The following is a 14,072-nucleotide window of genomic DNA, read 5'->3' on the forward strand; positions in this document are numbered from 1 at the left end:
GCCTTTGATGAGTTTTGATATTGCCAAATACCCGACACTGGCGTTAGTTGACTCCACCCAGGAGTTACGTCTGTTGCCGAAAGAGAGCCTGCCGAAGCTGTGCGACGAGCTGCGTCGCTACCTGCTCGACAGCGTAAGCCGCTCCAGCGGCCATTTCGCCTCCGGGCTTGGCACGGTAGAGCTGACCGTGGCGCTTCACTATGTCTATAACACGCCGTTCGATCAGCTGATCTGGGACGTGGGTCACCAGGCTTATCCGCACAAAATTCTGACCGGACGTCGCGATAAAATTGGCACCATTCGTCAGAAAGGCGGTCTGCACCCGTTCCCGTGGCGCGGTGAGAGCGAGTATGACGTGCTGAGCGTCGGTCACTCCTCCACCTCCATTTCTGCGGGCATCGGGATTGCCGTTGCCGCCGAAAAAGAGAACAAGCAGCGCCGCACCGTCTGCGTGATTGGCGACGGCGCCATCACTGCCGGTATGGCCTTTGAGGCCATGAACCACGCGGGCGACATCAAGCCGGACATGCTGGTTGTGCTTAACGATAACGAAATGTCGATTTCCGAAAACGTTGGCGCGCTGAACAACCATCTGGCGCAGCTGCTCTCCGGCAAGCTTTACTCCTCGCTGCGTGAAGGCGGTAAGAAAGTCTTCTCCGGCGTACCGCCGATCAAAGAGCTGCTCAAGCGTACCGAAGAGCACATCAAAGGCATGGTCGTGCCGGGAACCCTGTTTGAAGAGCTGGGCTTTAACTATATCGGCCCGGTTGACGGCCATGACGTGCTGGGTCTGGTGACCACGCTCAAGAACATGCGCGACCTGAAAGGCCCGCAGTTCCTGCACATCATGACCAAAAAAGGGCGTGGCTACGAACCGGCGGAAAAAGATCCGATTACCTTCCACGCGGTACCGAAATTTGACCCGTCCAGCGGCTGTCTGCCAAAAAGCAGCGGCGGCATGCCGAGCTATTCAAAAATCTTCGGCGACTGGTTGTGCGAAACCGCCGCAAAAGACAACAAGCTGATGGCGATCACCCCGGCCATGCGCGAAGGCTCCGGCATGGTGGAGTTCTCCAGAAAATACCCTGACCAGTATTTCGACGTGGCCATTGCCGAGCAGCACGCGGTGACGTTTGCCGCGGGCCTGGCGATTGGCGGCTACAAACCGGTTGTCGCTATCTATTCCACCTTCCTCCAGCGCGCCTACGATCAGGTGATCCACGACGTGGCGATCCAGAAGCTGCCGGTGCTGTTTGCTATCGACCGCGCGGGCATTGTGGGTGCCGACGGTCAGACGCACCAGGGCGCATTTGATCTCTCTTTCCTGCGCTGCATCCCGGACATGGTGATCATGACGCCGAGCGACGAGAACGAATGCCGTCAGATGCTGTTTACCGGCTACCACTATCAGGATGGCCCAAGCGCCGTTCGCTACCCGCGCGGCAATGCGGTGGGCGTTGAGCTGCAGCCGCTGGAGAAGCTGGCGATCGGTAAAGGTCTGGTCAAACGTCGCGGTGAAAAAGTGGCGATCCTGAACTTCGGCACGCTGATGCCAGAGGCGGCGAAAGTGGCTGAAACGCTGAACGCCACCCTGGTGGATATGCGCTTTGTGAAGCCACTCGACGAATCCCTGATCCTGAGTATGGCTGAGGCGCATGACGTGCTGGTCACGCTGGAAGAGAACGCGATTATGGGCGGTGCGGGCAGCGGCGTGAACGAGGTGCTGATGGCAAACCGTAAAGCCGTTCCGGTGCTGAACCTCGGCCTGCCGGACCATTTCATCCCGCAAGGTACCCAGGACGAAGCCCGCGCGGCGATTGGCCTGGACGCTGCCGGTATCGAAGCTAAAATCCGCCGCTGGCTGGACTGACCCCTTCCCCCTTTTCCGCTCCTGCTATGCTTAAACCTGGTGTTTAAACAGCAGGAGCGGAACCGTGCAATACACTTCGTTAGGAAAAACGGACCTTAAGGTTTCCCGACTTTGTCTGGGATGCATGACCTTTGGCGAACCCGATCGGGGAAACCACGCCTGGACGCTACCGGAAGAGAGCAGCCGTCCGATTATCAAACGCGCCATCGAAGGCGGCATTAACTTCTTTGACACCGCCAACAGCTATTCCGACGGCAGCAGCGAGGAGATTGTCGGCCGCGCCCTGCGTGATTTTGCCCGTCGTGATGACATCGTTGTCGCCACCAAGGTCTACTATCCGGTGGGCGACCTGGCTGAGGGCCTTTCTCGCGCGCAGATCCTGCGTTCCATTGACGACAGCCTCAGGCGCCTGAAAATGGATTACGTCGACCTGCTGCAAATTCACCGCTGGGATTACAACACGCCCATTGAAGAGACGCTGGAAGCACTCAACGACGTCGTCAAAGCCGGTAAAGCGCGCTATATCGGCGCGTCGTCTATGCATGCCTCGCAATTTGCTCAGGCGCTGGATCTGCAGGCGCAGCACGGCTGGGCGCGCTTTGTCACCATGCAGGACCACTACAATCTGATCTACCGTGAAGAAGAACGTGAGATGCTGCCGTTGTGCAATCAGGAGGGCGTGGCGGTCATCCCATGGAGCCCGCTGGCCCGCGGCCGCCTGACCCGTCCGTGGGGAGAAACCACGGCCCGTCTGGTGTCGGATGAAGTGGGAAAAAATCTGTATGGCGGTACAGAAGCCAGCGATGCGCTAATTGCCGAACGCTTAGCCGGAATTGCCGACGATACCGGGGCAACCCGCGCCCAGGTGGCGCTGGCCTGGCTGCTGGGTAAACGCGGCGTCGCGGCGCCGATTATCGGCACGTCCCGGGAAGAGCAGTTGGACGAACTGTTAAACGCGGTGGATATCACGCTGACGCCCGAACAGGTTGCCGAGCTGGAGACGCCGTATCAGCAGCATCCGGTGGTGGAATTTAAGTAAGCCCCATCTTTTGTAGGCCGGGTAAGGCGGAGCCGCCGCCCGGCAATACAGAGCGTACAACATCACGCGAAGTGATCGTACCCTTTCCAGTCCAGCGTAACCGGCGCACCGTCTTTCACAAACTTCAGCCCTTCACTCTCCGGCATGATCTGCCCGATACAGGTGAATTTCGCGCCGAGGTGCGCTAACGCCACGTCGAGCGTTCCGCGGTTCAGCTCCGGAACGGTAAAGCACAACTCATAATCTTCGCCACCGGACAGCGCCCAGCGCAGCGCCTGCTCAGGTTCGACATGGCGAAGCAGCTCCTCTGACAGCGGGAACAGGTCCAGATCGACGCGCGCGCCGACACCGCTGGCCTTCAGAATATGGCCGAGGTCGGAGATCAGCCCGTCAGAGAGATCGATAGCCGAGCTTGCCCGCTCGCGCAGCGCCTGACCGTGCAGAATACGCGGCGTCGGGCGCAGGTGGCGTTTCACCAGATACGCCGCATCGTCAGCGTTCTTCACGGTTAAGCGATCCTGAAGAATCGCCAGGCCCGCGGCGCTGTCGCCCGGCGTACCGGTCACGTAAATCCAGTCGCCGGGTTTTGCGCCTGAGCGCTTCAGCGCGCGGCCAAGCGGCACATACCCGTGGATCGCCAGCGTCATCGAAAGCGGCCCGGCAGTCGTATCGCCGCCAATCAGCTGCATATCGTAGTAGTTCAGCTGTTCAAACAGCGCATCGCTGAATGCTTCAAGCCAGGCTTCGTCTACCTCAGGCAGCGTCAGCGCCAGGGTTAACCACGCGGGATCGGCCCCCATCGCCGCCAGATCGCTGACGTTAACCGCCAGCGCCTTATACGCCAGATCGGCAGGATCGATATCCGGTAAAAAATGACGGCCGCACACCAGAGTGTCGGTGCTGATGGCCAGCGTCTGTTTTTCGGGAATATTGAGAAGTGCACAGTCATCGCCGATGCCGGTTTCAACATCAAGACGAGAGGTTCTGACACGGTCGAAATAACGGGCAATCAGGGAAAATTCGCCGCATGCCATACGTTATGCCTCAGCAAATAAAAGAAAAAACCGGAGCCGCACTGCCCGTCAGGCAATGCAGAGCTCCGGTTTGCGGATCACTTTTTGTGGGGACGGATCGCAGGTGCTGCTTTATCAAGTACGCCGTTTACAAACTTGTGGCTGTCTTCAGCACCGAAGGTTTTCGCCAGTTCGATCGCTTCATTAATGGCCACTTTATACGGCACATCATCACGTTTAGACAGCTCAAACAGCGCGATACGCAACACTGCTTTTTCTACCTGGCCCAGCTCTTCGAGCAGACGGGACAGATAAGGCTTCATCAGACCATCGAGATACGCGCTATTAGTCGCCACTCCCGACAGCAGTTCACGGAAGTACAGAACGTCAACGTCTTTCACGTCCTGTTCTGACAGGAACTGGTATTCAACATCAGCGATGTCGTTCTGGGACAACTGCCAGGAGTAAAGTGCCTGGACGGCACATTCACGGGCGCGGCGACGAGCAGCAGGTTTCACGGAATTCCCCTTACAAAAAAATCAGGCCTTGATGGCTTTCAATACATTGATCATTTCAAGCGCGGTCAGTGCAGCTTCTGCACCTTTGTTACCGGCTTTGGTGCCAGCACGTTCGATGGCTTGTTCAATACTTTCGGTAGTCAGCACGCCGAACGCGACAGGAATTTCAGCATCCTGCGCAACGTGTGCCAGACCGTTGCTTGCACCGCCCGCAACGTATTCGAAGTGCGCAGTGCCGCCACGAATAACAGTACCCAGCGCAATCACCGCGTCGTATTTACCGGTTTTCGCCAGCGCGCCCGCCGCCAGTGGCAGTTCGTAAGCGCCTGGAACCCAAACAACGGTAATGTTGTCATCTTTAACCTGGCCGATACGTTTCAGGGCGTCAATGGCACCTTCCAGCAGGCTGTCGTTGATGAAGTTGTTGAAACGCGCAATGGTGATGGCGACGCGAGCGTCCGGGGTAGCTACAGCAGCTTCAATAATGTTCATACTCTTCCTTTACGGGTTCATTTGGCCCCGCAGGGGGGCGGATTTTATCATAATACTTTGCGCACTGCTTCCCTATTTCGGGAGCAATTACGCTGTCGTTAAGTGGAGGCAGACATCCGGACCTACCGGACGAATCTCGCTGAATTTGAGTTGTGGTGCATCAGCCAGTTTTTCAAGGCCGGGCAGCACAAACAGGCCGCGCGCGTCGTGACCTAACAGTTTAGGCGCAACGTAAACAAGCAGTTCATCCACCAGTCCTGCCTGTAACAGCGCACCGGCGAGCGTCGGACCGGCTTCGACCCAGATGCTGTTCACCTGCTGCTTGCCGAGCAACATCATCAGCACCACGAGATCCAGATGTCCGTTATGCTCCGGCACCATAATGCTGCGCACGCCTTCCGGCCATTCGCGCGTATCTTCTTTGGTGCGCGCAATCCAGGTTTCACCCGGCTGCTGCACGATGCGGTGCGCCGGGGTCACGCGGTTCTGGCTATCAATAATAATACGCAGCGGCTGACGCAGGTTCTCCTGCGGGTACAGGGCCTGGGTATCGGCATTCAGCTCGTCCCAGCGCACGGTCATGGCCGGATCGTCAGCCAGAACGGTTTCACTGCTGGTGAGAATAGCATGGCTTTGCGCGCGCAGACGTTGCACATCGCGCCTTGCCTGTGGCGAGGTGATCCACTGACTCTCGCCGTTTGCCATCGCCGTACGACCGTCCAGCGAGGCGCCTAGCTTAAGCTGGATATACGGGAACCCGGTACGCATGCGCTTCAGGAAACCTTTGTTGAGCGCTTCCGCATCCTGCATCATCAAGCCATGGCTGACGTCAATGCCTTCCTGCTGCAGGCGATACAGACCGCGTCCGGCTACCTGCGGATTCGGATCCTGCATCGATGCGACCACGCGCGAAATACCTGCCGCGATCAGCGCTTCGCAGCACGGCGGCGTACGCCCGTGATGGCTGCAGGGCTCCAGCGTGACGTAGGCCGTCGCGCCGCGCGCCTTCTCGCCGGCCATGCGCAACGCATGAACCTCAGCATGCGGTTCACCGGCACGATAGTGAAACCCCTCCCCCACGATCTCGCCATCTTTGACGATAACGCACCCGACGTTCGGGTTAGGATGGGTCGTAAAACGACCGCGCTGCGCCAGCTTCATGGCTCTCGCCATGTAAATCTCATCCTGCATGAGCTTAATCCTGTAAGCGGGCGATCTCTTCGCCAAACTCTTTGATATCTTCGAAGCTGCGGTAGACCGAGGCGAAGCGGATATAGGCGACCTTATCGAGCTTTTTCAACTGCTCCATCACCAGGTTGCCGATCATTTTGCTCGGCACTTCACGCTCACCCAAACCACGAAGGTAAGATTTTATGTGGTTTAACGCCATCTCCACGTCATCCGCGCTGACAGGACGTTTCTCGAGGGCCTTCAGCATTCCGCTGCGCAGTTTCTCTTCGTTAAACGGCTCGCGCACGTCGTTACTTTTTACCACGCGCGGCATGACCAGCTCTGCCACCTCAAAGGTCGTAAAACGCTCGTTGCACACCAGACACTGCCGACGACGGCGTACGGATGACCCTTCGCCCACCAGGCGAGAGTCGATGACTTTGGTATCCACAGCGGAGCAGAATGGGCAATGCATACGGTATCCCTGTTATCTGGTTAACTGATTTTCATTTTACCCTGATCTGGCCTGACAACAAAGGAAGAGCTTTTTGAGACAAAGGATCTATGTCTGACACAATGATGCTGGCTACCATTAGGACGATCCGTTATTTCAAGGAAATAAACGCAATGACAAGACGTTACCTGAAAATATTGCTGGTGGGGAGCCTCTTCACCCTTAGCGCCTGTGCACAGCAAACCGAAGTCCGTCAGTTGAAACAGAGCGTCAATACGCTCAATACGTCGATGGACAAGCTGAACAAAGAAACGGTGAAAATCACCCAGCAAAACGCGCTGAATGCCAAATCCAGCAGCGGGGTTTATCTGCTGCCGGGCGCGAATACGCCTGCGCGTCTCAATAGTCAGATCGGCACGCTAAAAATGTCTCTGGTGAATGTGGCGGCGAATGCAGATGGTACTCGCGCAACATTACGCATCCAGGGAGAGTCCAACGATCCGCTTCCGGCCTTCAGCGGCACCGTCGAGTGGGGCCAGATCCAGGGCACCACGGAGAATTACCAGGAGGTGAACGTGAAGAATCAGCTCTTCACCGCCCCGGCCAGTGTTTTAGCACCAAGCGATGTGGATATTCCGCTTCAGTTAAGCGGCCTTGCGCCGGAACAGTTAGGCTTTATCCGCATTCACGACATTCAACCCGCTGCGCACTAATCCCCTTCTTTTTAGCGGAGTGAAATGTCACTTCGCTAACATTTACATTTCATATGGATTGGCAACATAAATGATTGCCGCTACAATCCCGGCCGTTTAAAGTACGCAAACGTGAACGCAATCGATTACGCGTGTGAGAGATATGTGAAACAACACATATTTTTGTGAGCAGGGATTCCTATAATAGGCACCGCAGAAACACGAAATATTTAGAAACGCAATTCGCGCATTTTTCACTCCCGGAAGGGAATTTCAATCAGTGGCATGATTATGAAAAAAACATTACTCGCAGCGGGTGCTGTACTGGCACTCTCCTCCTCTTTCACTGTTAACGCAGCGGAAAACGATAAACCACAATACCTCTCCGACTGGTGGCACCAGAGCGTTAACGTGGTCGGCAGCTACCACACGCGTTTCGGACCACAGATTCGTAACGATACCTACCTGGAATATGAAGCATTCGCCAAGAAAGACTGGTTTGATTTCTACGGCTACATGGATGCACCGGTCTTCTTCGGTGGTAACTCTCAGGCTAAAGGTATCTGGAACCACGGTTCCCCTCTGTTCATGGAAATCGAACCACGCTTCTCCATCGACAAGCTGACCGGCACCGATCTGAGCTTCGGCCCGTTCAAAGAGTGGTACTTCGCGAACAACTACATTTACGACATGGGCCGCAACGAGTCCGGTCGTCAGAGCACCTGGTATATGGGTCTGGGTACGGACATCGACACCGGCCTGCCAATGAGCCTGTCTCTGAACGTCTATGCCAAATATCAGTGGCAGAACTATGGCGCTGAAAACCAGAACGAATGGGATGGCTATCGTTTCAAAGTGAAATACTTTGTGCCAATCACCCAGCTGTGGGGCGGTAACCTGAGCTATATCGGCTTCACCAACTTCGACTGGGGTTCAGATCTGGGCGATAAGAGCGGTTACGCAGAGAACGGTATTAAGCAGCGTACCAATGACTCCATCGCCTCCAGCCACATCCTGGCGCTGAACTACGATCACTGGCACTACTCTGTTGTGGCACGTTACTGGCACAACGGCGGCCAGTGGAACGACGACGCTAAACTGGTATGGATGAACGAACACGTCCGTTCTACCGGTTGGGGTGGTTACCTGGTTGTGGGTTACAACTTCTAATCTCGTGGTTGTTGCCGGGTGGCGGCTCCGCCTTACCCGGCCTACAAAACCTGTAGGCCCGTGCAAGCGCAGCGCCGCCGGGCAAAAAAAGCCAGCTCTTAAGCTGGCTTTTTACTGCCTCACCTTCCGCAAAAAATCCGCCAAAGACCTGTCCGCACTCTCGCTAAACCGCCTTTCCGTAGTCACAATATTGAGGCATCTGTCGAGCCGGAAACAGCGATAGTCATCGCGCCGTTCACACCACGCGGCCAGCAGCCAGCGCTCTCCCCAGAAGAACAGCCCCAGCGGCTGAACCTCACGATTAGACAACTGTCCTGCTTCATCACGGTAATGCAGTGCCAGCACCTGCTGGGCGGATATCGCCTGATGAATTCTGTCAAAGTCGCTGCGGGAGTGGCTTTGCATGCAAAAATCCGGGGCGTAGATCCGCGTCTGCTCCGCCTTTCGACGACTTTCCTCGGGCAGAATCGCCAACACCTTTTCCTGAGCCGACTCCAGCTCGCGCGACAGCGATTCCCCTCCCCAGGTTTTGAGCAGGCGAATCGCGACGATCAGCGCCTCAGATTCTTTATTAGTCAGCATAAGCGGCGGCAGGTCAAAGCCCGACATGAGCCGATATCCGCTCCCCGCCTCACCTTCCACCGGCACGCCGGAAAGCGACAGGTCGCGGATATCGCGATAGACCGTACGCTCGGACACGCCAAGCCGGTCCGCCAGATGCGCTGCCGTTGTCAGACGCCTGCCCCGCAGGATCTGCACAATCTGAAACAAACGGTCAGCGCGTCGGGTCATATCTTAGTCCGCTCTCAGGCAGGTTGATGGAGCCCGACGCGGTTGCCCTCGCTGTCGGTAAACAAGGCGATAGTGCCAATGCCATGCGGCAGTTCCAGCGGACCAAACACGCACTCGCCGCCCGCAGAGGCGATGCGATCGAGCGTGGCCGCCAGATTGTCAGTATGCAGGTAAATAATAGCGCCCTGCAAAGACGGTGTAACGCCGTCAAATTTTGCCAGTGCGCCTCCGGTGGCGGGATCCTCATGCGGGAAAACTGCCAGCTCCGCGCAGTCCATTTTCTCGCGACGCAGCGCAAGCTGCATGACCGGCTCATAAAATTTAATCGCGCGATCCATATCCGAGACCGGAATTTCAAACCAGTTAATGACGCTTTTCATACATCCTCCTGCCTGTTGTTTGGGTTCAGAAGGAGTCTACGACAGGGCTCCTGACAGCATACTGTCAGGAGTGTTTGTCAGGAGCAGATAAAAAAAATCCCGGTCAACCGACCGGGATTTCGATAACGCGCTAAACGTCGCCTTACGGCAGAATGGACGGCTGATCCGCCCCTTCTTTCTCGACTTTCTGCTGGAGCAGGTGCTCGCGCTTCATGCCGAGTTTTAGTGCCAGGGCAGACGCGACGTAGATAGACGACGCCGTACCGATGGTGACACCAATCAACATGGTCAGCGAGAAGCCTTCCAGTACCGGACCACCGAAGAGGAACAGCATCAGGATCACCATCAATGTAGTACCGGAGGTGATCAAGGTACGGTGCAGCGTCTGGGTCAACGACACGTTAAAGATTTCGTACGGCGTACCGCGACGGATCTTACGGAAGTTTTCACGAATACGGTCAGATACCACGATACTGTCGTTCAGTGAGTAACCGATAACGGACATCAGGGATGCCACAATCGTCAGGTCAATCTCAATGTGGAACAGTGACAGTATGCCCATGGTGATCACCACGTCGTGCGCCAGGGCGATAACCACACCGGCCGCCAGTCGCCACTCAAAGCGGAAACCGACGTACACCAGGATGGAAATCAGCGCCACCAGCAGCGCCATTGCGCCGGTCTGCGCCAGGTCAGCACCCACGCTTGGGCCGACGAACTCAATACGCTTAACCGCTGCGTTCTGGCTGGTTGTTTCGTTAATCACGCTAACAACTTTACTGCCCAGCTCCTGGCTGCCGTTGGCATCGTGCACCGGCGGCATACGTACCATGATGTCGCGGCTGCTGCCGAAGTTCTGCAGCAGCGGCTCTTCAAAGCCCGCTTTCTGCAGCGATTCGCGCATCTGGTCCATATCGACCGGTTTTTCCAGGGAGATCTCGATGACCGTACCACCGGTGAAATCGAGACCCCAGTTAAAGCCTTTCACGCCCATAATGATGATGGACAGAATCAGCAGGAAACCTGAAATGCCGAAGGCCCAGTAGTCCCAGCGCATAAAGTCCCAGACTTTACGGCCGTGGTTCAATTGTTCAACAGTATATTCCTGTGCCACAACGCACTCCTCAGATAGACAGCTTTTTGACGCGCTTGCCGCCGTACAGCAGGTTCACGATGGCACGGGTGCCGACAATAGCGGTAAACATTGACGTTGCGACACCGATACCGGTTGTAATCGCAAAGCCTTTGATCGCGCCAGTACCCACTGCATACAGGATAAGAACCTTAATCAGTGTTGTTACGTTCGCATCGAAGATGGAGCTGAACGCGCCTTTATAACCTTCATCAATCGCCTGCTGAACAGAGCGACCGTTGCTCAACTCTTCTTTGATACGTTCGTTAATCAGTACGTTGGCGTCGACCGCCACCGCAAGGGTCAGAACGATACCCGCAATCCCCGGCATGGTCAGCGTCGCCCCCGGCAGCAGGGACATAATGCCGATAATCAGCACCAGGTTCGCGATCAGCGCGGAGGTCGCAATCAGACCAAACTTCTTATAGAAGAAGATCATGAAGAGGATAGAGACCACCAGACCGGCCAGACACGCTTCCAGGCCCTGCTGGATGTTTTGCATCCCCAGCGTTGGACCAATGGTACGTTCTTCAACAATCTGAATTGGCGCAATCAGCGCACCGGCACGCAGCAGCAGAGAGAGCTGACGCGCTTCGTTCGGGTTGCTAATACCGGTAATACGGAAGCTGTTACCCAGACGAGACTGGATGTTGGCGATGTTAATCACCTCTTCCTCTTTCACCAGCACCGCACGACCATTCGCATCTTTCTTACCGCTGTCTTTGTACTCCACGAACAGGGTTGCCATCGGCTTGCCGATGTTGTCCTTGGTGAAGTTCGACATGATGTTACCACCCGCGCTATCAAGCGAGATGTTAACCTGCGGCTGGTTGTATTCGTCCTGGCTCGAGGTGGAATCGGTGATATGGTCACCGGTCAGGATCACGCGTTTGTACAGCACAACAGGCTGACCTTCGCGAGTCTGTTTCACTTCGGAATCACCCGGAATACGGCCTGCTGCGGCAGCGGACTGATCGACATTGGAATTGACCAGACGGAATTCCAGCGTGGCGGTCGCCCCCAGAATCTCTTTCGCACGCGCGGTATCCTGGATACCCGGCAGTTCAACCACGATACGGTCAGCACCCTGGCGCTGCACCAGCGGCTCAGCCACACCCAGCTGGTTTACACGGTTACGCAGAATGTTGATGTTCTGCTGAACGGCATATTCACGCGCTTCTTTCAGACGCGCATCGGTCATCACCGCGCGCAGCTGGTTGCTGCCCTGCGAGGAGATCACCAGGTCACGGTGACGTTGGGTCAGGTAATCTACAGCCTGATCGCGCGCCGCGCTGTCGCGGAACGTGATGCTCATGCCGTAGTTATCTTCTTTACGCACGGTGGTGTAAGCGATGCCTTTATCACGCAGATCGCTGCGCAGGCTGTCGATATTCTGTTCCTGCAGCTTGCCGAGCGCGGTATCCATATCCACTTCCATCAGGAAGTGAACGCCGCCACGCAGGTCAAGACCGAGTTTCATTGGCTCTGCATTCATCGCAGCCAGCCAACGCGGGGTTGCAGGGGCAAGGTTAAGCGCCACGACGTATTTATCACCCAGCACGCCCATCAGCGCTTCACGTGCGCGGAGCTGCGTGTCGGTGGTGTCGAAGCGAGCAAGAATTGCCCCCTCTTCCAGAGCCACAGACTTAGCGGTAATTTTTTCTTCTTGTAACGTTTTCTGGACCTGGATCAGCGTTTGCTCACTGGCGGCGACACCGCGCGCGCCAGTGATTTGAACAGCCGGATCCTCACCATACAGGTTGGGAAGCGCGTACAGCAGGCCGACGAGAATCACGACGACCAGCATGATGTACTTCCACAAAGGATAACGGTTTAACACGGCAGTTCCCTTTGGGAAAAGTTGGGATTACAGCGCCTTCATGGTGCCTTTCGGCAGAACGGCAGCTACGAAGTCACGTTTGATGACCACTTCAGTGGTGTCGTTCAGGGCGATAGCAATGTAGCCGTTTTCAGCCACTTTGGTTACGCGACCGACCAGACCACCGTTAGTCAGCACTTCATCGCCTTTCGCAATGGAGTTCATCAGGTTTTTGTGCTCTTTGGTGCGCTTCTGCTGTGGACGCAGGATCATGAAGTAGAAGATCAGACCGAACACAACCAGCATCAGAATCAGAGACATCGGGCTGCCCTGCGCTGGAGCACCTGTTGCCGCTACCGCATCAGAAATAAAAAAGCTCATTCAAATTCCCTCATTATTAAAATTAATCAACGTTCAACGGTGGAACATCCCGCCCCTGACGTTGGTAGAAATCGGTCACGAAGCTCTCTAATTTACCCTCTTCGATAGCCTTACGTAAACCAGCCATTAAGCGCTGATAATAACGAAGATTATGAATGGTATTGAGACGCGCGCCCAAAATCTCATTGCAACGATCGAGATGATGCAGGTACGCGCGAGAATAATTGCGACAGGTATAGCAATCGCACTCGGAATCGAGCGGGCTGGTGTCACTCTTATGCTTCGCGTTACGGATTTTCACCACGCCATCGGTAACGAACAGATGGCCGTTACGCGCGTTGCGGGTAGGCATGACGCAGTCGAACATATCAATGCCGCGGCGTACGCCTTCAACCAGATCTTCTGGTTTGCCCACGCCCATCAGGTATCGTGGTTTATCCGCCGGGATTTGCGGGCAGACATGTTCCAGAATGCGGTGCATGTCTTCCTTCGGCTCACCCACAGCCAAACCGCCGACAGCGTAGCCATCAAAACCTATCTCTACCAGACCTTTAACTGAGATATCGCGTAAATCTTCGTAAACGCTGCCCTGAATAATGCCGAACAGCGCATTTTTGTTCTGCAGGGAGTCAAAACGGTCACGGCTACGCTTCGCCCAGCGCAGAGACATTTCCATAGAACGCTTGGCGTAGTCCCAGTCGGCCGGATACGGCGTGCATTCGTCGAAGATCATCACGATGTCAGAGCCGAGATCGTACTGAATCTCCATTGATTTTTCGGGATCGAGGAAAATCGGATCGCCGTTGATCGGGTTACGGAAGTGAACGCCCTCCTCGGTGATCTTGCGGATATCGCCCAGGCTGAAGACCTGGAAACCGCCGGAGTCGGTCAGGATAGGGCCTTTCCACTGCATGAAGTCGTGCAGGTCGCCGTGGAGCTTCATGATCTCCTGACCCGGACGCAGCCAGAGGTGGAAGGTGTTGCCGAGGATAATCTGCGCGCCAGTGGCTTCAACTTCTTCCGGCGTCATCCCTTTTACGGTACCGTACGTGCCCACAGGCATAAACGCGGGGGTTTCCACCACGCCGCGATCAAACACCAGGCGACCGCGACGCGCGCGACCGTCGGTGGTATCGAGTTCAAATTTCAT

At 55.9% G+C, this 14,072-nt stretch carries 15 protein-coding genes; 4 read left to right on the plus strand and 11 right to left on the minus strand.

Going from position 1 to position 14,072, the window contains the following annotated elements:
* Window positions 1-7 precede the first annotated feature (7 nt).
* Both dxs and CWR52_RS07305 read left to right on the plus strand, forming a co-directional pair.
* Complete coding sequence (gene dxs, locus CWR52_RS07300; protein ID WP_104949266.1) at window positions 8-1,870, plus strand: 1-deoxy-D-xylulose-5-phosphate synthase; 1,863 nt, start codon at window positions 8-10, stop codon at window positions 1,868-1,870.
* 64 nt (window positions 1,871-1,934) lie between these two features.
* Entirely contained in the window at window positions 1,935-2,909 is a 975-nt protein-coding gene (locus CWR52_RS07305; protein ID WP_104949267.1) for an aldo/keto reductase, read from the plus strand.
* A gap of 62 nt (window positions 2,910-2,971) precedes the next feature.
* On the opposite strand, the gene thiL is transcribed toward CWR52_RS07305, so the two are convergent.
* The 5 genes from thiL to nrdR all read right to left on the minus strand — a co-directional run bounded on the left by thiL (window position 2,972) and on the right by nrdR (window position 6,577).
* Window positions 2,972-3,943 (minus strand): thiamine-phosphate kinase, encoded by a 972-nt coding sequence (gene thiL, locus CWR52_RS07310; protein ID WP_021241664.1) that lies wholly within the window; start codon window positions 3,941-3,943, stop codon window positions 2,972-2,974.
* Window positions 3,944-4,020: 77 nt separating this feature from the next.
* Window positions 4,021-4,440, minus strand: a complete 420-nt coding sequence (nusB, locus tag CWR52_RS07315; protein ID WP_006809908.1) for a transcription antitermination factor NusB — start codon at window positions 4,438-4,440, stop codon at window positions 4,021-4,023.
* Window positions 4,441-4,461: 21 nt separating this feature from the next.
* Window positions 4,462-4,932 carry a 6,7-dimethyl-8-ribityllumazine synthase gene (ribE, locus tag CWR52_RS07320; protein ID WP_006176874.1) on the minus strand — a complete coding sequence of 157 codons (471 nt, stop codon included), beginning with the start codon at window positions 4,930-4,932 and terminating at the stop codon, window positions 4,462-4,464.
* An 87-nt stretch (window positions 4,933-5,019) separates the two neighbouring features.
* Window positions 5,020-6,123 (minus strand): bifunctional diaminohydroxyphosphoribosylaminopyrimidine deaminase/5-amino-6-(5-phosphoribosylamino)uracil reductase RibD, encoded by a 1,104-nt coding sequence (gene ribD, locus CWR52_RS07325; protein WP_104949268.1) that lies wholly within the window; start codon window positions 6,121-6,123, stop codon window positions 5,020-5,022.
* A gap of 4 nt (window positions 6,124-6,127) precedes the next feature.
* On the minus strand, window positions 6,128-6,577 hold the full coding sequence (nrdR, locus tag CWR52_RS07330) for a transcriptional regulator NrdR (protein WP_008503337.1): 450 nt from the start codon (window positions 6,575-6,577) through the stop codon (window positions 6,128-6,130).
* A gap of 152 nt (window positions 6,578-6,729) precedes the next feature.
* On the opposite strand from nrdR, the gene CWR52_RS07335 reads away from it, so the two are divergent.
* Window positions 6,730-7,269 (plus strand): DUF3251 domain-containing protein, encoded by a 540-nt coding sequence (locus CWR52_RS07335; protein WP_104949269.1) that lies wholly within the window; start codon window positions 6,730-6,732, stop codon window positions 7,267-7,269.
* A gap of 270 nt (window positions 7,270-7,539) precedes the next feature.
* On the plus strand, window positions 7,540-8,418 hold the full coding sequence (locus tag CWR52_RS07340; protein WP_025912622.1) for a nucleoside-specific channel-forming protein Tsx: 879 nt from the start codon (window positions 7,540-7,542) through the stop codon (window positions 8,416-8,418).
* A gap of 111 nt (window positions 8,419-8,529) precedes the next feature.
* Here the strand turns inward: CWR52_RS07340 and CWR52_RS07345 are convergent, their stop codons facing one another.
* The 6 genes from CWR52_RS07345 to tgt all read right to left on the minus strand — a co-directional run bounded on the left by CWR52_RS07345 (window position 8,530) and on the right by tgt (window position 14,072).
* Window positions 8,530-9,210 carry a helix-turn-helix transcriptional regulator gene (locus CWR52_RS07345; protein ID WP_032646151.1) on the minus strand — a complete coding sequence of 227 codons (681 nt, stop codon included), beginning with the start codon at window positions 9,208-9,210 and terminating at the stop codon, window positions 8,530-8,532.
* A gap of 14 nt (window positions 9,211-9,224) precedes the next feature.
* On the minus strand, window positions 9,225-9,590 hold the full coding sequence (locus CWR52_RS07350; protein ID WP_008503341.1) for a VOC family protein: 366 nt from the start codon (window positions 9,588-9,590) through the stop codon (window positions 9,225-9,227).
* A gap of 142 nt (window positions 9,591-9,732) precedes the next feature.
* On the minus strand, window positions 9,733-10,704 hold the full coding sequence (gene secF / locus CWR52_RS07355) for a protein translocase subunit SecF (protein ID WP_048225871.1): 972 nt from the start codon (window positions 10,702-10,704) through the stop codon (window positions 9,733-9,735).
* 10 nt (window positions 10,705-10,714) lie between these two features.
* Window positions 10,715-12,562 carry a protein translocase subunit SecD gene (secD, locus tag CWR52_RS07360; RefSeq protein WP_072052285.1) on the minus strand — a complete coding sequence of 616 codons (1,848 nt, stop codon included), beginning with the start codon at window positions 12,560-12,562 and terminating at the stop codon, window positions 10,715-10,717.
* A 27-nt stretch (window positions 12,563-12,589) separates the two neighbouring features.
* Complete coding sequence (gene yajC / locus CWR52_RS07365; RefSeq protein WP_003859109.1) at window positions 12,590-12,922, minus strand: preprotein translocase subunit YajC; 333 nt, start codon at window positions 12,920-12,922, stop codon at window positions 12,590-12,592.
* Between the two features lie 22 nt (window positions 12,923-12,944).
* Window positions 12,945-14,072: a tRNA guanosine(34) transglycosylase Tgt gene (gene tgt / locus CWR52_RS07370; protein WP_023334687.1), complete on the minus strand. Its 1,128-nt coding sequence runs from the start codon at window positions 14,070-14,072 to the stop codon at window positions 12,945-12,947.

Source organism: Enterobacter sp. SGAir0187 (assembly GCF_002952735.2).
Lineage (GTDB): Bacteria > Pseudomonadota > Gammaproteobacteria > Enterobacterales > Enterobacteriaceae > Enterobacter > Enterobacter quasiroggenkampii.